Genomic DNA, 20,937 nt, shown 5'->3' on the forward strand with positions numbered 1-20,937 from the left:
GAATGAGCGCAGAATTCGCAGGCCTGGTGGCCGTCGTGACCGGCGGAGCCAGCGGCATCGGAGCGGCCATCGCCGACGCGCTCGCCGATCGCGGCGCCCGGGTTGCGGTGCTCGACCTGAACCCGGACGCGAGCGCGCCCAGCACCGACCATGCCCCCCATGCCCCCCATACCCACCGTGGGTACACCGCCGACGTCGGCGACGACGCCTCGGTGCGGGCCGCGATCGCGGCCGTCGCCGAGGAGTTCGGCGGAATCGACATCGTGATCAACAACGCCGGCATCGGCGCGCAGGGCACGATCGAGACGAACGACGACGACGAGTGGCATCGGGTGTGGGACATCAACGTGCTCGGTATGGTGCGCGTGGCCCGCGCGGCCCTGCCGCACCTGCGCCGGTCGGCCGCGGCGGCGATCGTCAACACCGCCTCGATCGCCGCGACCGCCGGCCTGCCGCAGCGGGCGCTCTACAGCGCCTCGAAGGGGGCGATCGCCGCGCTCACCCGCGCCATGGCGGCCGACCACCTCGGTGAGGGCATCCGCGTCAACGCGGTCTCCCCGGGCACGGCCGACACCCCCTGGATCGGCCGGTTGCTGGCCAAGGCGGACGATCCGGACGCCGAACGCGCCGCGCTCGAGGCGCGCCAGCCGCACGGCCGGCTCGTCTCCCCCGCGGAGGTGGCCCACGCCGTGCTCTCCCTCGCCTCGCCGCTGGCGACCTCGACGACCGGGGTCAACCTCGCCGTCGACGGTGGCATGCAGGAACTGCGACTGCGTCCGCGCTCCTGAGCGCACCCGAGCTCAGCACCCGCGGCCGCTACCCGGCCCGCCGGTCGATTCCGTCGAGCAGCTCGACGGAATCGGCCCCCGGGCGGGGGCGGGGCGGAATGAGGAGGAGCTCCCGGGCCCGCGCGACGGCCTCGGCGCGGTTGTGCACCCCGAGCTTTCGGTAGGCCGACCGCAGCTGGGACTTGACCGTGTTCGTCGAGATGAACATCCGGCTGGCCGCCGCCGCGAGCGGCATTCCCTCCGCGAGGAGGGTCAGCGCCCGCTGCTCGCTCTGCGAGAGCTCCGGGACCGGGGGAGTGGGCGTGAGCGCCGTGTCGAGCCGGTCGAGCTCGCCCCACCACATGAGCTCGCGGAGCCGGGGGGCGGACCGGACGATCCTGGCCAGGTCCGCCGTCGGCACGAGCCGGAACGGATGCAGGAGATCGTGCGCGCGCGCGATGAGGAGCGCATGCTCCAGCTCCGCGGCCGCCTCCCCGGACCGATCGAGCCGGACGAGGGCGCAGGCCCGGACGAGGGCGCGGGTGACGTTGTCGCGTGGCGTCGGCTCCGGCTCTCCACCCGGTCGGTGTTCGGTCAGCACGAGGGCATCGCGGGCATCACCCAGGCAGAGCGAGAGGCGGGCCCGGGCGGTACGCAGGGCCGGATGGGTCGGCATCACCTCGGTCAGCACCTCGTGGCAGCGGGCGAACTGCTGGTCCGCGATGAGCGCCGCAGCCAGCGTCGCGAGCGTCTCGACGGTCACGAGGGAGAACGACTCGCGCCGAGGGATCGAGGCGAGGTGGCGCTGCAGCGCCACGACCCGTGCGCCGCGGCTCGGCGCGCCCGTCGACTGCGCGCGCGGAAGGCCTGCGGACACCGGGGCGTCGAGCAGGGCGAGCCAGTCCGCGGACATGTCGGACATGTCGGACCTGTCGGACCCGCCGGGCCCGTCGGACAGAGCGGCGACGGACATGACGCCGGTCGGGTCGGTCGGGTCGGTCGGGTCGGTCGAGTCGGCGGGTGGGTGCGGGTCGACCGCGAGGGTGTCCCGGGCGATGAGGAGAGAGGCGGCCCGGCGGAGCGCATCCGCCTCGGGTGCACTCGATCCGGCGAGCCACCGGCGGGCGTCCGCCGTGGCGCCGTACGCGGCGTAGGTCAGAGCCGCCGTCGCCGCGGCCCGATCCGACAGCGCCGCGTCGCCGAGCAGGTCGGCGTGGGCGGTCGCCTGCCGGGTCATCCCGGCCACGCTCGAGGGACTGTCCATCGCGCCGAGGCGAGCCACGATCCACTCGAGTTCGATGCGCGTCGACTCCACCGAGGGTCGAGAGGCCGGCCGGGGCCCGCCCTCGGGCTGGAGGCGGGCGCGCAGGAGCTCGAGGCGGGTGTCGCCGTCCGGATCCGACCGGTCGGCGACCGCGAGGGCCCGCCGCGCCGGGCCGTCGTGCGCCGTGACCTCGAGCCACGAGCCGCGCAGGAGGGCCCGGCAATGCGCTTCGTCCCCGGCGCGGGCCGCGTGCTCGAGCGAGCGCCCGATGCTCCCGTGCCGTTCGTACCAATGGGCGAGGGCGCTGTGGAGCTGCCGGAAGGCGTGGGGGTCGGTCTCGGCCAGGGCGTCGGAGAGCGCGTCGCGCACGGTGCGGGTGAGGTGACCGTCGGGGCCGAGGAAACCGTCCGAGCGGAGCCTGCGCAACTCGTTCGTGGGACCGGCGTCGTGACCGATGAGCAGCCGCATGATCTCGCCGTCCGGCCGGCTCGCCAGGGCGATCCGCATCGCGTCGTGGATCGTCGAGTCCGCGGCGCTGCCGCGTGCGAGGATCTCCACGTACTCGCAGACGCGTTCGCGCGCATCCGCGGACAGCGGCCACGAGTCGTCGTGTGCGAGCAGGAGGCAGCGAACGAGCGCCGGCCAGCCGAGCACCTCGTTGGCGAAGTGCCACGCCGTCTCGGGGCCCATCGTGATCCCCAACGCGCGTGCCATGGTCTGCACCTCCGCACCGGTGAGCCGCAGCTCGGGGGCCCGGCAGACCAGGCCGTCGGCCTCGACCTCGGCGAGCGTCTCGATCGGGCGTTCGGACTCGCTCGTCACCAGCACGTGCAGGTATTCGTCGCTCGTGGCCAGGTCGACGAGGGCGTCGTCGACCGAGGGGGAGGTGACCAGGTGGAGGTTGTCGACGACCAGCCAGCGATGCTCGGCGCGCCCGTCGGGGGTGAGGGGGCGGTGGGTGCCGGCGGCGCCGCACAGCCGCTTCGTCGAGGCCGAGAGCAACGCCGTGAACTCGGGCTCGGCGGTCTCACGGGTCAGGGTGAGCCAGTCGAACGTGTGCCCGTCGCCGAGGGAGCGCAGCCAGGCCGCGGCGGTCGTCGTCTTGCCCCATCCGCGGGGCGCTCGGAACACGACCATGGGCGCCGTCCGTCCGAACACCGGGAGCACGCCCGGTGCCGGCGTCGTGAAGAGGCGCGAGATCCGGGGTAGGGCCCGGCCGCCCGCGATCGGAATGGACATGGGACGTACCTCCGACTTCTGACGGTGCTCGGACGGGGCGGATCAGGTGGAGATCCGAACCCGGTTGGATTGCTCGATCGCGTCCGCGCGGCTGCTGACGCCGAGTTTTCGATAGATGGTCCGCACATGGGTCTTGACCGTGTTGGGTGAGAGCCCGAGGGACTGGGCGATGCCGACCGGACCGAGATGCTCGAGCAGCGCATGGAAGACCTGTGCCTCGCGCGGCGTGAGCGTGACGATCCGCGGCCCGGATCCGTCGTCGGGCCGGTAGAGGTCCGGGCGCAGCCCCTGCAGCGACGGATCGTTGCCGGCGAGCGACATGAACCGGCCCGGCGGCATCGAACCGAACGGAGCGGTGCGTCCGTGGATCAGCGCGAGGTCCGCGGCGGCCCGCAGCTCCGCGTGGGCGGCCGGCAGCCGGCCGGCGCCGTCGTGGGCGCGGGCCGCGAGCAGGTGGGCCTCGAGCACGTAGCGACCGAGCGGGCTCTGGTCGCGCAGGACGTGCTCGGCGTCCTCGAGCGCCTTGCCGAACCGCCGCTCGGCGAGATGGATGCGCCCGAGCGCGATCCGCAGATCGCGTCGGGGCTCGACGAACTCCAGGACCTCCCGGGCGGAGGACGGCATCTCGCAGGCGAGGAGCAGGTCGACCAGGACGATGGCCAGGTACGTCTCGGCCATCGATCCGCGCCGGGTGACATCGAGCGCCGCGCGCGCATTCGTGGCGTGCGTGAGCATCGCGGGCTCATCCCCGTGTTGCAGGATCGCCTGGGCGCGGATGAAGACGCACAGTGACGACAGGTCGTTGCGACGGGGGTCGTCGGCCAGGGCGAGTGCGGCCGGGACCGCGCCCGCGTCGTCGGTGTCGACCAGCACGAGGGCGCGCGCCGCCTCGAGGGCGAGTAGGAGCGCGTCCTGGTGGTCCTCGCCGTCGAGCGTCTGCCGCCAGGCGGGCAGCCCCGGGTCGGCGAGCCACGGCGCGGCCAACGCCGGCTCACCGCGCAGCGCATGTGCCAGGGCGGCGCCGACGGCCGCGAGCGCGGATCCGCCGTCCTTGCGCGCGGTCGCCCACGTATGGGCCTGGGCGAACGCATAAGCGGAGGTGACCAGGTCCCCCGTGGCGAGCAGGGCGACCCCCCACTGCAGGAGCGCGAGCAGCTCGTCGTCGCGGACGTTCGAGCCTCGGCCGGCGATCACGGAGGCGTTGAGCCGGGCCGAGAGCCCGCCCGGTTCGTAGGGATGCAGACGGCGTCTGCGCTCGCCCGTCGGCTCGAGGTGGTCCCGCGCCATGCGCAATCGGGCGTCGATGGACACCTTCGCCGCGGGCAGCACCCGGCTCGCCGCGCCCAGCACGTCGGGGGCCTTGAGGAGCAGACGGTCCCAGCAGGCCTCGATCACCTCGAGCGCCGCCGGCCAATCGCGCGACTGGGTCGCGTAGAAGAGGGCGGTGGCGGGGTCGTCGCCGCGGACCGCCTGCTGCATGAGCGTGCGGTAGGCCCGCGGCTCCAGCTCGGCGGAGGTTTGCCGCATGACCCCGAGGAGGGTTCGCCTGACGGCGGGTGCGTAGGCGTAGACGGAACCGGACGGTGCGGGCGTCGCGCCCAGCAGTCCGCTCGCGGTGAGCTCGCTGATCATGGCCCAGGCGTCCTCCTCGGAACCGAGGGCGCGGGCCGTCTGCAGGTCGAATTCGGACGGAACGGCGGTCGAGAGGGCGAAATCCCGGAGGGCGGGGGAGGCCAGCTCGTGGAAGGCCGCCGCGATGTACTGGCCGGCGAACGACTCCGGCGGAGTCGATGGATCGTCGGTGAGGATCGCCTGGTGGATCGCCGCCCGGACGAGCGCGGGCCAGCCGCCGAGCTCACCGGTCAGCCGCTCCGCCCCCCGCCGGTCGAGCGTCAACCCGATCGAGCGCGCGAGATCCGCGGTCATGGTCGCCGTCATGCGAAGATCGTCCGCGCCGACGATGAACGCGTCGACGGACAGCGGCCCGAGCGAGTCGAGGGCCCGCGGCCGGCGCCCGGCCACCATGATGAACACCTGAGGGTTCTGGCGCAGGAGGTCGACGAGCACGGCATCGATCTCGTTCGCCCCGGCCTGCGATCCCGCCTCGTGGTAGTCGTCCAGCACGATGAGGGTCGGATCCGCCAGACCCGCCACCATCCGGATCGCCCGTTCCTGGGTCGCCGCGGACGTCGGCGCGGTTCGGCCGCCCACCTCGGGGGCCCGCCCCTCGAGGCAATCGAGGAACTCCTGCCAGAACCCCGCACGGTCGTTGGCGGCCGCGGTCAGGCGGGCGAAACGTATGTCCACTCGGCCGCGCTGCGCCCGCAGCCACGTGACCGCCAGCGCGGTCTTGCCGTACCCCCGGGGCGCCTGGAGGATCCGCAGCGGGAACGCGGTGGCGCCGCCCAACCGGTCGAGGAGGGCCGTGGCCGAGGCGTCGTGGTCGGCGATCCGGGGCAACGTGAACTGCCGGGACTGTTCCGGGTCGGACATTCCTGAGACACCCATGGTGCGAACCTGCTACTGCGGTGGGCGGAGATACAAAGGGATGACTCGCGCGGACGACGGGCCCATCCCGGGTCACCCGCGTGAGCCGTAAGTCTATCCATCAGGGGTGTCGATGTCGACGGAAGTGCCGGATTGTAAGTGCCTCGGAGACGTCGACTTCGACCGGGGCGACCCGCGTCCGGCTGCGTGATCGGGCCGCCCTGGATGGTGGGGGTGAGCGGCGGGTGCGCGACGTCTCACCCTCGACCGGTCCGACGATCGTGCCGGGCCCCGGGCGGGCTCACCCGCGGTTCACCTCCGCGGGCCCTGCTCAAACGTCGTCCCCGGGAGTTGAGTTGAGGCTACGCGCTAGACGAAGGTCCGCATATCGGGACGAACGTCGCTGCGCGTGGTGGATCTTCGTCGGCGTAGTGGAGTGGAAGGCAGTCGGACGATGGCGGTGTACGAGGGAGCCTACCCGGGGCCGAGGCCCGTGGGAGCCCCGCCGCCCGAGCCCGCCTACCCTGCCTACCCTGCCGGCTCTGCCTACCCTGTCGACTCTGCCGGCTCCGCCCACCCTGCCGGTTCAGTGCGCGCCACGGCCCGGGCTGCGTGGCGCGGCGTCGCGACCGGCCGCCGCCCTCGATGGCTGCACCGGTTGGGCCGGAGCCTCACCGAGGCGCTCATCGCGGGAACGGCCGTCGCGGTCGTGCTGGTCCCGGACGCCGCCCTCACCCCCGAGGGGCGGGCGCTCCTCGGACTCGCGGCCGGAGCGGGCTACGGGATCGTCTCGGCCGTCCTGGGCCGGACATCGCGTCGCACGTCGTCTCCCGGCGCGCGGGACCGGGCCCGTGTGCTTCGCGCGGGCGGCCTCTGGGCCCTTCTGCTGGTCCTGGGATATCAACTCCGGTTCCGGGCTCCCGTGCCGGTGCCGGCCCTGCTGGCCACGGTGGTGCTCGCGAGTGGAATGGTCGCGGGACTGCACGTCCTCGGATCGCTCGCGATCCGCCGCGCCCGCCGGCGCGGCCGGACCGGCTCGCCGACGCTCGTCGTGGGAGAGGTCGCCGAACTCGACCGGCTCGTCGGGCTGTGCCGGGCCGCGGGCGGGTCCGGTCTCGACGTCGTCGGAGTCTGCACGCCGGCGGGGACGACGGCCCTGCCCACGGCCGGCCCGCCCGTGCTCGGGGCCGTCGAGGACGCCGCGGACGTCGCCGTCGACGGCGGCATCCGCTCGATCGTCGTCGGGGCGGGGTCGATGGGGGCTGTGGAGTTCCGCCGCCTGTGCTGGCGCCTGGAGCGCCGCGATATCGACGTGTTCGTGGCCCCGGATATCGTCGACGTGGCATCGGAGCGCCTCGAGCTGTGTGTCGTGAACGGGACACCGATGCTCGCGGTCGCGACGGCCCGCGGCCCGGTGGAGGCCCTGGCGAAGTCGGCGATCGACCGGGTCCTGGCCGGCGTGCTCCTCCTCCTGTTCGCGCCCGTGATCGGCATCAGCGCCGCGCTCATCCATCTCGACTCCCCCGGGCGGACCTTCTACCGGCAGCGGCGGATCGGGCGCCACGGTCGGCCGTTCGACATGATGAAGCTGCGCACGATGACCGCGGACGCCGACCGCCGGCGCTCGGAGCTCGAGGCGCGCAACGACGGCAACGTCGTGTTGTTCAAGCTCCGCAACGACCCGCGCGTGACCCGGGTCGGGCGGCTCCTGCGACGGTACTCGGTCGACGAACTCCCGCAACTGTGGAACGTGGTACGCGGCGAGATGTCCCTCGTCGGGCCGCGTCCGCCGCTGCCCGGCGAGGCCGCCCGCTACGACGACGACATACGCCAGCGGCTGCGGGTGCGCCCGGGCATGACCGGGCTGTGGCAGGTGAGCGGCCGTTCGGATCTCGACTGGGCGCGGACCGTCCGACTCGATCTCGACTACGCCGACAACTGGTCGATCCGGGGAGACCTCGTGATCCTGTTGCGCACGTTCCGGGCGGTGTTCGAGGGTCGGGGCGCGTATTGACCGCCTGTTCGGGAAGGCCCGATCCCGCCGCCGGATTCGGGTACGAAAACGACGGGTCGTTTGGTTGAATGAAGGTCGACGCGTTGGAGGAGGCCCGGGATGGCGGCTGACGGCGACGAGGACGTCGACCCCGTCACCCTGCGGGCGCAGGCGCGGGCACAGCGCCGGTCGATCGGCCGGCTCTCGTTGCTTATCCGGGCGAGCCTGCGCCTCGTGTGGGCCTCGGGCCGCGGGCTGTTCGTCGGGCTCCTGGCGCTCCAGGTCGTCGCGGCGCTCGCGCTCGCGGGCCAGGTGCTCGCGGTGCAGTCGGTGCTGGCGGCCGTGCTCGCGCTCGAGGACGCCCCGGTCGCGACGGCGTCACTGTGGGTGCCGGTGGTGCTGCTGGCCGCCCTGACCGCCGTCTCCTCGATCGTCGGCGCGGTCCAGGGGCACATGCAGCGGATGCTCGGCGAACTGGTCGCGCGCTCGATGTGGGACCGGGTCCTCGCCGTCTCGACGGGGGTCGGGCTCGCGAGCTTCGAGTCACCCGACTTCTTCAACCGGCTCCAACGGGTCCAGTCGAACGCGCTCTCGCGGCCCTATCAGGTGACGCAGGGCCTCATCGCGATGGGGGGCGCGCTGGCCGCGGGCGTCGGCGTCGGCGCCGCACTCGTGAGCATCAGCCCGCTGCTGCTGCCGCTGCTGGTCCTCGGCGGCCTGCCGGTGCTGCTCTCGAGCCGCCGCGAGAGCCGGCTCGAGTTCGACTTCTCGGTCGCGCAGACGCCCGCCCTGCGCATGCGCCAGTACCTCACCCTCACCCAGACCGGTCGGGACGAGGCCAAGGAGGTGCGGGCCTTCCAGCTCTCGACCTGGCTCCACGGACGCTTCGCGGCGGTCTACGCCACCTATCTGGGCGACCTCGCCGCGCACCTGCGGCGCCGCGCGCGGCTCTCGGTGCTCGGAAACCTGGGCAGCGCGATCATGCTCGTGCTCACCTTCGCCGCGCTCGTGTGGATGATCCTCGCGGGGCGGGTCACCGTCGCCGGAGCCGGCGCCGCGATCGTCGCGATCAGAATGCTGGCCACCCAGGTGCAGGCGCTCTTCGCGGGGGTGCAGCGGATCTTCGAGTCCGGCCTGTTCCTCGACGACCTCGAGGGGTTCCTCCGGCTCGCCGGGCCCGCGCAGGAGGACACACGCGGGCCCGAGGCCCCGGCCGGATTCGGCCGGGTGAGCGGGGAACGGGTCGCGTTCACCTACCCGGGATCGGAGCAGCCGGCCGTCGACGGCGCCACGGTGGAGCTCCGGGCCGGCGAGATCGTGGCACTCGTGGGGGAGAACGGCTCGGGAAAGACCACCCTGGCGAAGCTCCTCGCCGGGCTGTACGAGCCGGAGGCGGGCGCGATCCGATGGGACGGCACCGACATCCGCGAGTGGTCGCCGGCGAGCGTGCGGGCGCGGACCGCCGTCATCTTCCAGGATTTCGTGCGCTACGCGCTCAGCGCGGAGGAGAACATCGCGGCGGGCGACGTCTCGCAGCCGGCCGACCGAGCCCGGGTGGCTCGGGCGGCCCGGGCTGCCGGGGCCGCGGACGCGATCGAGGCGTTGCCCGGCGGCTACTCGACGCCGCTGTCCCGGCTGTTCGCGGGTGGCGTCGACCTCTCCGGTGGCCAGTGGCAGCGCGTGGCGATCGCCCGCGCGTACTATCGGGACGCGCCGCTGGTCATCCTCGACGAGCCGTCGGCCGCCCTGGATCCGCGCGCCGAGCACGAGCTGTTCACGAGCCTGCGACAGACCCTCGAAGGACGGACCGCGCTCGTCATCTCGCACCGCTTCTCCACCGTGCGCAGCGCCGATCGGATCTACGTCATGGACGCGGGAGCCGTGGCGGAGCACGGCACGCACGAGGAGCTCATGGCGGCCGGCGGCCAGTACGCCGAGCTGTTTCGGGTGCAGGCGGCCGCCTACCTGCCACCCGAGCGGAACGACGCGGCGCGCTGACGGCGCGGCGGCACAGGCCCGTGCGCCCCGTGCTTCCCGCGATGCCCACGGGGCCGCACCCTCACGAGGTCTCCACCCGGACGATCCGGTCGTCGGATCCTCGCGGATCGCCGCGCCCGTCGGTGTTCGAGGTGACGACCCACAGCCCGCCGTCCGGGGTCGCGAGCACGTCCCGCAGCCGGCCCAGGTCGAGGTAGTCGCGCGGCTCGCCCACCGCCCCGCCCGGCTCGAGCGGCACGAACCAGAGCCGCTCGCCCCGGAGCGCCGCCACCCAGACGCCGTCGTCGGTCACCGCGATCCCCGACGGCGACGCCTCGGACGTCGGCCAGGTGACGAGGGGGTCGACGTACTGCGGGTCGCCCGCCCATCCCTCGACCGCCGGCCAGCCGTAGTTGCCGCCCGGTTCGATGAGGTTGAGCTCGTCGAAGCTGTTCTCCCCGAACTCCGAGGCGTACATCCGCCCGTCGTCCGTCCAGCCGATCCCCTGCACGTTGCGATGGCCGTAGCTCCAGACCTCGTTGCCGAACGGGTTCCCGGGTGCGGGCTCGCCGGTCGTGCTCACCCGCAGGATCTTCCCGGCGAGGCTGTCGGTGTCCTGCGACAGGCTCGGTTCCCGGGTGTCGCCCGTGGTGATGTACAGGTACCCGTCGGGGCCGAACGCGAGCCGCCCGCCGTCGTGATGGGACCCCGAGGGGATGCCGTCCAGCACGACCCGGGGATCGACGAGCCGCTCACCCTCCAGGTCCATCCGGATCACCCGGTTGTCCGCCGCCGTGGTCAGGTACAGGTAGATTCCCCCGTCCGGTCCGACGGCGATGCCGAGCAGCCCGTCCTCGGTCTCGTGATGCACCTGCGGCAGGGCGCCGTCCGGCCCACCGGCGTCGACCTGGGAGACCTCGTGGCCGGTGACGTGCAGCACCGTGCCGGAGTCGCGCTGGGTGACGAGCGCGGAGCCGTCCGGCAGGAACGCCACCGCCCAGGGAGATCGGAGGTCGGTCGCGATCGTGTCCACGACGTCGACCTCCGTGAACGGGGATTCGGACGGGTCCTCGGGGGGCGTCGTCCGATCGTCCGCCGGCGACGGGGCGGGCGCCGGGCCTCCCGCCCGGTCCGGCTGTGGGTCGGACCCGCTGCAGCCGGCCGCCATCGTCATCGTCGCACTGAGGAGCAGCCCGGCCGCGACAGCTCGGGTGCGTGGGGATCGGCGCATGAGGACCTCCGAACGGATTCCGGTGGGTGGCGGGTGCGGGTCGCGCGCGTGGCGTCCTTGCGTCGTCTCATTCTCTCGCAGGAGGGGCCTGCGGCATAGCGTCCCGACCCGTCGGCGACACGAGGGGCGGGCCGGCCGGCGTGGCGTCGGACGGGGCCGGCGGCCTTCGCAGGAGGGCCCCGCCGCTCCAGCCCGCCCGGAGCCGTGCGCGGATGTCGGCCATCACCGGGGTGGCGACGTACCGGTCCCCGGGCGCGGCCGGCTGTAGCGGGGTGTGCACGCTGATCCCCTCGACCCGATGCAGCGCGGCGATCGTGCCGAACACGACGAACATCGTGCCCACGAAGGTGGAGAAGGAGAACGAGTCGAACGTTCCGCTCGCCATGAACGCGGCGGGCAGCGTGACCGCGAGCGCCTGTCCGAGATGGCGGGTCTCCTGGTCCCGCGCCCGGAGCCGGATGCTGCGGGCCTGCAGGTACGGCACGAGGAACAGCAGGACGAATCCGGTCAGTCCGATCACCCCGCCGGCGAGGAGGGTCATGTAGAGCTGGTTGTCCAGCAGGATGTACCGCTCGGGGGTGATCATCCCGGCTCCGCGGCCGAGCCACGGGCGCCGGCTCCACAGGTCGATCACATAGCCGGTGCGGGCGATCCGGTCGAGCACGCTCGGATCGTCGTCCACGTTGAGGAACAGCCCCTTGATCGTTCCCAGCACCCCGCGATTGACGACGTGGAATGCGGCCGTGGCGAGCACGGCGACGACCGCGGCGTTGTACCGATGCCGCCACGGCCACACCACGGCCAGCAGGCCCATCGTCATGACCACGGTGAGGATCGCGGATCGGGAGATCGACAACGGGATGCCGGACGCGATGAGGCCGACCGCGACCCAGCGCCATGCCCGGGTGCGCCCGCGGGGGGAGAAGAGCGCGTAGTGCAGCGCGATCGGCAGCACGATCGCGAGCACGACGCCGAATTCGATGTAGTGGTTCGCGGTGCCGGCCACCCTCGGGAAGTGGCCGTCGCCGCGCGCTCCGACGGCGATGAGGTCGGCATTGAGATGCAGTCCCGGAATGCGGATATACCGGGTGAGGTCCACGATCCCGGTGAACTGGAGCACCCCGACCACGGCCATCGCCGCCGCGACGGCCACGAGGGTCTGGAGGAGCCGGTCCACGTCGCGGCGGTCGTGGAGCCCGTCCGCGGCGGCGAGCGCGACCCCGGCCATGGCGACGATGAAGATGAGCCACATATTCGCCGCACTCAGTTCACCCGCCGTGGGGCCGCGATCGACCCCGACCGCGTAGCCGAACAGCTGCAGGGCCACGAAGAGGCCGAGCACCAGTCGAATCGGCGTGACGCCCCCGGGCAGCCGGTGCGGGCGGACGGCGCACAGGCACCACAGGAAGGCGATCATCACCCCGACCGCCACCGAGGGGCGCCCGACGGCCCCCATCCCGCCGATGACGAGCCGGGACGGGATGAGGAACTGCAGGGCGAGGAAGGCGACGAGCAGGCCGAGCACGGTGACCTGCCGGCGCCGGAGCAGCAGCGGGATCCAGTGCGTCCGGAGCCGCCGGAGCACGGTCGGCGTGCGCAGCAGCGCGGGTTCCCACTCGTCGCGGGATGCGGCGCGCGGGAGTGTGGACGTGGGCGCCCGGCCGGACCGGCTCATCCGCGACTCACCCCGCAGGCAGGGCCGGCATTGCCGGGATCAGCGGGATCGCCGGGATCGTTGGTATCGACGGCATCGATGGCACAGCGGGTGCGCGGCGGCTCCCCGTCATCGCCGCTCATCCGTCCAGGAGGAGCCGGACAGGTCGAGTTCGCGTCCCGGGTCGGGGGCGGACTCCCCGGACGGGCGCGCCGGTGAATGCTCGATCGGGCCGGTCGCGACGCCTGGGGCCGGACCGGCGGGGGAGGTGGCCCCGGAATCGTCCGGATCGGCCGGATCGACCGGCGCGCTCGCGGCCGGCGCAACCGCGGGCGCCTCCCGCCGGTCGCGCCGATCCTCCCGCAGGCCGCGGCGGCGCCGGACGAGCCCGACGATGTCGTCGAAGAGCACGGCGACGACGAGTGCCACACTGGCGCCGAGCAGGCCGACGATGGCCTGGATGCGGGTCCTGCCGTCGTAGACGACGTCGAGCACGGAGGGGGGCGCGAGCACGGCGATGCCGAACCGGCTCGCCTTCGCCACTCCCGCCGCCTGCTGGCGGGCGGCCAACTCCGACGTCGCCAGATCGAGCACCGCCGCCCCGGTGGCGATCGCGGTGTCCGCATCGTCCGCGCGCACGGTGAGCCGCATGATGGAGCTGCGCGTCTCGGGCGTGACCACATAGTCCGTACTCAGCCCCTGGGCGGCGATCGCCGCGTGGGACTCGGCGCTGTTGAGCACGATCCCGACGGCCTGGTTCGCGTCGTTGAGCGAACCGTAGGGATTCGGGATCGTCGCCTCGGCCTGCCCGGGGGTGAGCATCGCCGTGGCATCGACCTCGTACTCGGGATGGACACTGTGACCGGCCGACACGGCCGCCCAGCCGGTCAGGGCCAGCAGCGGAATGAGGATGTACCACCGCCGTAGTGCCGCAAGCGTGATTCGCCAGACGTCCACCGACGCCACCTTCTCTCACGATGAGCCGTGCTCCCTCGACTCCTGCCATCCTAGGGGCGGTCGGTGCACCGGGCGCAAGGTCGATGCGAAACCGGCACAGTACATTCCCACGAGCCACACCCGCGGCTCATACTGGGCGTATGTCCGGACTTCGGGTCGTGCTCGCCGGTGCGGCGATCGGCAACGGCAATCGGGGGGTCGAGGCCCTCGGCCGATCGGTGGCGGACGCGGTCGAGCGGAATGCCCCCGACAGCACCGTGAGCGTGCTGGACGACGGCTGGGGCACCCGGCCGGATGTGGTGGTCGGGCCGGTCGGGCCGGGCGGGCCGGGCGGGCCGGGCTGGCACGGCGGGCTCGGCACGGTGGAATACGTCGGCGTCCGACGCTCGCGCCGGTGGTATCGCCCGGAGAGCTGGGCGCAGGTGCGTTGCGCGCAGGCCGTGGGCCCCTGGGCCAATCCGGTCGCGCGCCGGATCGCGCGCGCCGACGCCGTGCTGGACCTGAGCGCCGGGGACAGCTTCACCGACCTGTACGGTCCGGGCCGCCTCGAATCCGTCTCCGCCCCCAAGCGCGCCGCGCTCCGGGCGAGGCGGCCACTCGTGCTGCTGCCGCAGACCTACGGGCCGTTCACCACGATCGCCGGGCGCCGCCTCGCCGAACGGCTGGTCCGGGCCGCCACGCTCGCCTATGCGCGCGATGGGTGGAGCTACGACCGGCTGCTCGAGCTCGCCGGGCCGGACGCGGACGCCGACCGGCTCCGGCGCGGCGTCGACGTCGCCTTCGCGCTCGAGCCGCGCCGGCCGCCCGCCGAGGTCGCCACCCACCTGGAGCGGCTCGCCGGGCTCGTGGTGGCCGGGGTCAACGTGAGCGGGCTGCTCCACGGCCCGGCCGCGGCGGGACGGTTCGGCCTGGCGGGGGACTACCTCGCCACGATGACCGACCTGATCCGGGCGCTCATCGCGCGCGGGGCGCACGTCGTGCTCGTGCCCCACGTGCACCTGCCCGGCGGGCGGGGGGAGAGCGACGTGACGGCGATCGCCGCCGTGCGCTCGGCCTTGAGCGACGCCGAGCGGCGCCGCACCACCGTGCTGCCCGCGGAACTGGACGCGGCCCAGCTCAAGTGGTGCATCGGACGGCTCGACTGGTTCGCCGGCAGCCGCATGCACGCCACGATCGGGGCCCTGTCCTCACTCGTGCCCGCCTACGCCTACGCCTACAGTGACAAGGCCCGGGGGGTGTTCGAGACCTGCGGCATGGGCGACCAGGTGGGCGACGCCCGGGCCCTCACCGGGTCCGCGGCGGTGGCGGCGATGACGGCCGCCTTCGACGCCCGGGCGAGCACCGGGGCGGCGCTGTCGGAGGCCGCCCCCGCCGTGATCCGCCGCTCCCACGAGCAGCTGCGCGAGGTGCTCGACGACGTCCGGCAGTGGCAGCAGGGGCCCGCGACCGCCCGAGCGATCGCATGAGCAACCGCGACCTGAGCTCGATCGACGGCATCGTCGACGCGCACCTGTGCACCGGCTGCGGCGTGTGCGCCCACCTGCGCCCGGACGCGCTGCGGATGGTGGACGTCCCCGACGTCGGTCGGCGCCCGCTGCCGATCGCGGGGATCACCGGCGCAGTCCGCGGCGAGGCCGTGGCGGCGTGCCCGGGGGCCCGCCTCGAACACGCGGCCGGGACGCTCGACGGGGCCCCCTTCGGCGGGGAGTGGGGGCCGATCCTCGCCCTGTACGAATGCTGGTCCACCGATCCCGCCGTCCGGCACCGGGGATCCTCCGGGGGCGTGGTCAGCGCGCTCGCCGCCCACTGCGTGACCTCGGGCCGCGCCGTCGGCGCGCTGCAGGTCCAGGCGCGCGCCGACCGGCCGCTGCTCAACGAGACCGTGCTCAACCGCACCTACGACGAGATCGTCGGGGCGGCCGGCTCACGGTATTCGCCCGCGAGCCCCGGGGAGCGCCTCGACCTGGTCGAATCGGCGGACGGTCCGTGCGTGGTCGTCGGCAAGCCCTGCGACATCGCGGGCATCCGCACCGCGGCCGACCTGCGGCCCGAGCTCGCCGCGAAGATCGCCCTGTCCATCGGGATCTTCTGCGCCGGCACGCCCTCGACCCGCGCCACCGAGGAGATGGTCCGGCGCCTGCAGGCCGATCCCGCCGAGGTGACGAGGCTGGACTACCGGGGCGAGGGATGGCCCGGACGGTTCCGGATCCGCACCCGGGCCGGCACCGCGCGCTCGGCGAGCTATGAGGAGTCCTGGGGCGAGGTGCTGAACAAGCACCGGCAGTGGCGGTGCATGATCTGCCCGGATCACACCGGAGAGTTCGCGGACCTGTCGGTCGGCGATCCCTGGTACCGGACGGTGCGCGAGGGGGAGCCCGGCCGGTCCCTCGTCGTCGTGCGGACCGAGCGCGGCCGCGCCGCCCTGCTGGCCGCCCTGGCCGCGGGCGCCGTCGCCGGCAGCCCCCTGCCGATGCCTCGCCTGCCGGAGTCGCAACCGAGCCTGGCGAGCACCCGCGGCGCCGTCTGGGCGCGGGTGCTCACCCTGCGCCTGGCGGGCGTGGCCGCCCCCACCTACCGGGGAATGCCCGGGTTCCGGCCGTGGCGCCGGCTCCCGTTCCGCCGCAAGCTGGCCTCGGTCGGCGGCACGCTCCGCCGGATCCGGGTCCGCGGCCTGCGCCGACCCGAGTTCGACCGCGACGAGGCGACCCCGTGACCCGGCGCGCGGACGTCGTCATGATCACCTACCGCAGCGCCGGGTACCTCCACCTGAGCCTGCCCCGCCTGCTCGAGACCCTCGGCCCCGGCGACCGGGTCTGGCTCTGGCACAACGGCGACGACGAGGCCACCATCGAGGCGCTGCGCCCGTTCCGCACGGATCCGCGGGTGGAGCGCTACCACCACAGCCGCGAGAACGTGCGCCTGCGGGAACCGACGAACTGGCTGTGGCAGGAATCCACCGCGGACTTCGTGTCCAAGGTGGACGACGACTGCCTCGTATCGCCCGGATGGCTCGACACGTTCGAGTCGGCGCACGCGGCGAATCCGGAGTTCGGGGTGATCGGAAGCTGGCGCCATCCGGCCGAGGACTTCCGTCCGGCGCTCGCGGAGAAGAAGATCGAGGCCTTCGCCGGCGGGCACCGGCTCATGCGTAACCACTGGGTGCAGGGCAGCGGCTACCTGCTGCGGCACGCGCTCGTCGACCGGCACGGCGGGCTCCGACCCGAGGAGTCGTTCACGGGCTACTGCCTGCGGCTCGCCCGTGCCGGCGCGGTGAACGGCTTCTACTACCCGTTCGTGGCCGAGGAGCACATGGACGACCCCCGCTGCGCGCACACCCTCATCCATACCGAGGCCGACCTCGTCGCGAGAATGCCGCTGTCCGCCCAGGCGAACGGGGTGCGCACGGTGGCCGACTGGACCGCGCAGCTCGTGCGGAGCGCGCTGCTGCTCCAGGCCGCATCCCTGGACCTGCGCGCATACGAGGGCTGGCGACACGCGGTGGCCTCGGCGCGGCGCCGGATCAACCTCGCGCTCGGGCGGACGGCGCGTTGGTGAGCGGGCCCGTTCCGCCGCCGGCCGGTGCCCCCGCCGGCGCCGCCCCCGGCGGGGCCCCCGACGTCGTCCTCCTCGCCGTCACCTACGATTCGGCGGCGATCGTGCCGGAGTTCCTGCGGGCGCTCCCGGCGGCGCTCGCCGGGATCGACAGCGCCCGGGTCGTCGTGGTCGACAACGCCTCCACGGACGGCACGGCCGGGCTCGTGCGCACGATCGCACCGTGGGCGGAGGTGGTGGAGGCGGGCGCCAACCTCGGATACGGGGCGGCGATCAACCTCGGCCTGCGGCACGCGCGCCCCCGGCGCGGGGCCTACATCCTCAATCCCGACGCCGTGCCCTCGCCGGGGAGCGTGCTGACGCTGCTGCGGGCCGTCGAGGCGGACCCCCGGATCGGGATGGCCGTTCCCCGGATCCTCACCGATGCCGGCGACCTGAAGTACTCGCTCCGGCGCGAGCCGACGCTGCTGCGCGCCCTGGGGGAGGCGCTGCTGGGCGGGCGCCGCGCCGCCGCCTTCGCGCCGCTCGGCGACCTGATCCGGGATCCGGCGTACTACGTCGACGGCGCGAGCGCGGATTGGGCCACGGGCGCCGCGATGTTCGTGCCGGCCCACGCCGCACGCACCGTGGGGACGTGGGACGAGCGGTTCTTCCTCTACTCGGAGGAGACGGACTACGCCCTCCGGCTGCGGGACGCCGGGCTGCGGGTCCACCTCGTGCACGCCGCGTCGGTCGCCCACCCCGGGGGCGAGATGTCGAGCTCGCCCTGGCTGTGGAGCCTCGTGGCCGTGAACCGGACGCGGCTGTACTCGAAGCGTCACGGCCGCCTCGCCGCGGGCGCGTACTGGCTCGTCGTGCTCGGGAACGAGTCGGTGCGCTCCCTGCTCGGCCGCCCGACCCACCGGGCGGCGGCCATCGCGCTCGTGCGCGGCCATCCCGCGCTGCGCGAACGGGGCCTGACCGGGCTCAGCCGGCGGCGCGCGCGTGTGCCCGCCACTCCCCGGCCCGGCGCCGATAGTCGTTGAGCCAGGCCCCCGCGGCCCCGATACGGGCGAGGGCGAGCGCGGGGGTCGGGGACGAGCCCGCCCGCACGGCCGCGGCGGCGGCCGCGATCGCGTCGTCGTCGAGGAGCGAGCCGGATCCCAGCCCCGACTCGAGCAGGTCGGCCAGCCGGCCCGCGTACGCCGGCCGGCGGCGGAGGAACACGTCGGCGGGGAACACCGCTCGCCGGCCGTCCAGCCGATCCGCGGCCCGGTCGAGCGGGGGATACCCGCGCAGCCGCGCCGCGCCCACGTCGAGCACCCTGCGGCCGCCGCGCCGCACCCCGGCGACCGGATGGCGGGCGGTGAGCGCGACCATCTGCGCCGCGATCGACCGGTCCCCGGACCAGTAGACGTGATCGAGGGCGCGCGGCGGGTTGCCGTCGTCGCTGCGTTCGATGTCGGCGGCGGCCGAGAGCACCTCCCGATGCACCCGCAGGTACAGGGTCCCGTTGAGCCGCTGAGCCGGGGTCAGCCGGGCCGAGTAGGCGGCGAAGCGCCGGTCCAGGAACGGGGCCTCGAGCCGGATCCCGGCGCGGCGCAGGCTGTTGGTCAGCATGCTCCCCCAGCGCAGCATCTTGTTCGCCTGCTTCCAGAACATGACCATGTCGGCGCGCTCGCCGAAGTCCCAGCCCCGCAACGCGGCGTCGATGCCGGTCGAGACGATCCCGGCGAGACCCGGTCCGCCTCCGGTGCGGACGTAGGGGGTCGCGGCGCGCAGGGCCCCCGCGAACCGGTCCCGCAGCTGCCGCGCGACCGTGTCCGGGTCGCTCATCCCCATCGTCTTGTCGTCGCCCCACATCGGGCCCGCGATCATCCCGTTGACGACGACGTCGGCGAAGGAGCGCAGCGTGTCGTCGAACCAGGACTCGTACATCTCGCCCGGGCTGTGCGCGCCGTCCAGGGCGTCGAGGATGCGGGGCGCCCCGCGCAGCAGCCGGTCGTCGGTGACGGGCACGACCGTGTGCGGCAGGCGCAGGCGCTCGGCGACCCGGGTCGCGGTGCGGGTCTCCTCGTTGCGGGAGGAGCCGTACGTGTACGCCGCCGGGCGCCAGCCGATGCCGGCGGCGCCGACCGCGATCGCCCGGCTGTCCAGCCCCCCGCTCAGGGCCAGCACCGTCCGGCTCGCACCGCCCCGCCCGCGCACGCGGTCCAGCAGCTCCGGCCACAGGGCGGCGAACTCGGCGACGGCCTCCGCATCCGTCATCGCCTCCGCGCTCGGGGCGTAGAGCGGGCGCGCCTCCACCCGGACCGGCTCGCCGGCCCGCCAGCGCACGAGACCGCCGGGGGCGAGCAGCCGGGCCCGTTCGAGGAGCGTGCGATGGCCCCACGGGTGCATATGCACGAGGTATTCCGCCACGGCCTGCTCGTCGATGTCGGCGGGCAGGCCGAGGCTGACGAGCGAGGCCAGGTGCGTGGAGAGCACGAGTCCGTCGTCGGTCCGCCCCCAATACGCGGGCACGAACGCGAGCCCGTCGGTCGCCACCGTGAGCCCGTCGGGTCCGATCCGGGCGAGCACGTGGCCCGCCTCGGCCCCGAGCTCGTGCGGCCGGTCGGTGTCGACGGCCGCGCGCAGCCCGTCCTCGGTCACGGCGAGCGCCGCCAGCACGCGCTCGCCGTCCCGTTCGAGGACCGCGCTCGAGCCGCCGGCCGGTTCGGTGTGGACCAGGGCCACGGCCGCGAGCGGCGTCTCGACGAGCTCGTGGCGGACGGCGCCCGGTACCCGGCGCGCCGCGTGGGCGACCCGATCGAGCCGGTCGGCGTGCAGCCCCGGCGCGCCCGCGACGAGGAGAAGTTCGTGGCTCATGAGGCCGGCTCCCGGATCGGCTCGCCCGTCTCCTGCCAGACGTTGCCCCGCCACTCGTTCCCGCGGGAGCCCGCCGCGAACCCCGCCACCGGGCCGTACCGTCCGCACGTCGGGAAGTACCTGGTCGAGAACCTGTTGTCGATGAACCGGACGTCCGCGCCGTCCGGGAAGCTCTTCGACTCCACGCTGCCGCCGTAGGCGCAGTAGGAGCCCGTCGAGGCGATGACGTTGTGTTCGACCAGCACGCCGTCGACGGGGGCGTGGTCCCCGTACATCGTGATGGCCGCCGAGCAGCCGACGTTCTCGCAGATGATGACGTTGTTCCGCAGCACGATGTGCTCGCCCCCGTGCGTGCTCACCCCGCTGCGATGGGCACCCTCCCAGGTGCGGGTGAGGAAGATATAGGAGTTCTCGACCACGACGTCGTTCGCGATCCGGATTCCGCGGCCGACGTGATGGACGAGGCCGTGATCCAGGGTGAATCCGCATTCCGGGGAGTAGATGGGGATCGAATCCGCCGGGGCGCCGGAACCGTCCACCTCGACGTACTCGAGCCGCACATTCTCCGGGCACCCGCCCCCGGACTTCTCCTGCACGTAGATCATGTAGGTGCCCGTTCCGCGCACCGTGACGTCGCGAACCGTCACGTCGTCGTGGCTGATCGTCAACCGCCCGGTGATCGTGGTCCCCTCGATCGTCTGCCCGGCGCGGTCCGTCGCCACCGGGCCCGTGCTCCGGGCCGGGTCGCTGCGCGGACCCGTCGTGCTCACGGAGGGGACGGCGGTGCCGCTCGTCGATGCCTCGGCGCCCGGCTCGGGAGCGCTCGAGCTCTCGCCCGCGGGACTCGGGCTCGCTCCGTCGTCCGTACTCGAGGTGCACGCGGCGAGGGTGGCCGCGAGGGCGACCAGAGCGACGACGCCCCTCGCCCCCCGCCCGCGGGACGGCCCGTGGCGCCGGGCCACCCGCGCG

14 protein-coding genes are annotated in these 20,937 nt (G+C 73.9%); 7 read left to right on the top strand and 7 right to left on the bottom strand.

Annotated elements, in window-relative coordinates; genetic code table 11:
- Window positions 1-2: 2 nt before the first annotated feature.
- Window positions 3-788: an SDR family NAD(P)-dependent oxidoreductase gene (locus tag GCG21_RS00430; RefSeq protein ID WP_152817297.1), complete on the top strand. Its 786-nt coding sequence runs from the start codon at window positions 3-5 to the stop codon at window positions 786-788.
- Between the two features lie 28 nt (window positions 789-816).
- On the opposite strand, the gene GCG21_RS00435 is transcribed toward GCG21_RS00430, so the two are convergent.
- Both GCG21_RS00435 and GCG21_RS00440 read right to left on the bottom strand, forming a co-directional pair.
- Window positions 817-3,270 (bottom strand): LuxR C-terminal-related transcriptional regulator, encoded by a 2,454-nt coding sequence (locus tag GCG21_RS00435; RefSeq protein WP_152817299.1) that lies wholly within the window; start codon window positions 3,268-3,270, stop codon window positions 817-819.
- 42 nt (window positions 3,271-3,312) lie between these two features.
- On the bottom strand, window positions 3,313-5,778 hold the full coding sequence (locus GCG21_RS00440; protein WP_152817301.1) for a LuxR C-terminal-related transcriptional regulator: 2,466 nt from the start codon (window positions 5,776-5,778) through the stop codon (window positions 3,313-3,315).
- A 568-nt stretch (window positions 5,779-6,346) separates the two neighbouring features.
- On the opposite strand from GCG21_RS00440, the gene GCG21_RS00445 reads away from it, so the two are divergent.
- Both GCG21_RS00445 and GCG21_RS00450 read left to right on the top strand, forming a co-directional pair.
- A complete protein-coding gene (locus GCG21_RS00445) occupies window positions 6,347-7,771 on the top strand; it encodes a sugar transferase (protein ID WP_194164862.1) in 1,425 nt (474 codons plus the stop codon).
- 99 nt (window positions 7,772-7,870) lie between these two features.
- Window positions 7,871-9,748 (top strand): ABC transporter ATP-binding protein, encoded by a 1,878-nt coding sequence (locus tag GCG21_RS00450; RefSeq protein ID WP_152817305.1) that lies wholly within the window; start codon window positions 7,871-7,873, stop codon window positions 9,746-9,748.
- Between the two features lie 61 nt (window positions 9,749-9,809).
- On the opposite strand, the gene GCG21_RS00455 is transcribed toward GCG21_RS00450, so the two are convergent.
- The 3 genes from GCG21_RS00455 to GCG21_RS00465 form a co-directional block, all read right to left on the bottom strand.
- Window positions 9,810-10,958 carry a sorbosone dehydrogenase family protein gene (locus GCG21_RS00455; RefSeq protein ID WP_152817307.1) on the bottom strand — a complete coding sequence of 383 codons (1,149 nt, stop codon included), beginning with the start codon at window positions 10,956-10,958 and terminating at the stop codon, window positions 9,810-9,812.
- A 67-nt stretch (window positions 10,959-11,025) separates the two neighbouring features.
- Window positions 11,026-12,633: an O-antigen ligase gene (locus tag GCG21_RS00460; RefSeq protein ID WP_152817309.1), complete on the bottom strand. Its 1,608-nt coding sequence runs from the start codon at window positions 12,631-12,633 to the stop codon at window positions 11,026-11,028.
- 108 nt (window positions 12,634-12,741) lie between these two features.
- Window positions 12,742-13,569 carry a hypothetical protein gene (locus GCG21_RS00465; protein WP_152817311.1) on the bottom strand — a complete coding sequence of 276 codons (828 nt, stop codon included), beginning with the start codon at window positions 13,567-13,569 and terminating at the stop codon, window positions 12,742-12,744.
- Between the two features lie 140 nt (window positions 13,570-13,709).
- Here GCG21_RS00465 and GCG21_RS00470 point away from each other — a divergent pair, with 140 nt between their 5' ends.
- The 4 genes from GCG21_RS00470 to GCG21_RS00485 are packed head-to-tail and all read left to right on the top strand — an operon-like array spanning window position 13,710 to window position 18,146.
- Window positions 13,710-15,035 (top strand): polysaccharide pyruvyl transferase family protein, encoded by a 1,326-nt coding sequence (locus tag GCG21_RS00470; RefSeq protein WP_194164863.1) that lies wholly within the window; start codon window positions 13,710-13,712, stop codon window positions 15,033-15,035.
- Entirely contained in the window at window positions 15,032-16,282 is a 1,251-nt protein-coding gene (locus GCG21_RS00475) for a Coenzyme F420 hydrogenase/dehydrogenase, beta subunit C-terminal domain (protein ID WP_152817315.1), read from the top strand. The genes GCG21_RS00470 and GCG21_RS00475 overlap by 4 nt, the downstream gene beginning before the upstream one ends.
- The gene (locus GCG21_RS00480) at window positions 16,279-17,124 is read left to right on the top strand and encodes a glycosyltransferase (protein WP_370517175.1); all 846 of its coding nucleotides are present in this window, start codon (window positions 16,279-16,281) and stop codon (window positions 17,122-17,124) included. The genes GCG21_RS00475 and GCG21_RS00480 overlap by 4 nt, the downstream gene beginning before the upstream one ends.
- Window positions 17,121-18,146: a glycosyltransferase family 2 protein gene (locus GCG21_RS00485; protein WP_194164864.1), complete on the top strand. Its 1,026-nt coding sequence runs from the start codon at window positions 17,121-17,123 to the stop codon at window positions 18,144-18,146. The genes GCG21_RS00480 and GCG21_RS00485 overlap by 4 nt, the downstream gene beginning before the upstream one ends.
- On the opposite strand, the gene GCG21_RS00490 is transcribed toward GCG21_RS00485, so the two are convergent.
- Complete coding sequence (locus GCG21_RS00490) at window positions 18,088-19,968, bottom strand: asparagine synthase-related protein (protein ID WP_152817319.1); 1,881 nt, start codon at window positions 19,966-19,968, stop codon at window positions 18,088-18,090. The two genes, GCG21_RS00485 and GCG21_RS00490, sit on opposite strands and share 59 nt — an antisense overlap.
- On the bottom strand, window positions 19,965-20,930 hold the full coding sequence (locus GCG21_RS00495) for a right-handed parallel beta-helix repeat-containing protein (protein ID WP_152817321.1): 966 nt from the start codon (window positions 20,928-20,930) through the stop codon (window positions 19,965-19,967). Before GCG21_RS00495 ends, GCG21_RS00490 begins: the two co-directional genes overlap by 4 nt.
- Between the last annotated feature and the right edge of the window lie 7 nt (window positions 20,931-20,937).

The organism is Pseudactinotalea sp. HY160, from assembly GCF_009372055.1.
Classification (GTDB): Bacteria; Actinomycetota; Actinomycetes; order Actinomycetales; family Beutenbergiaceae; genus HY158.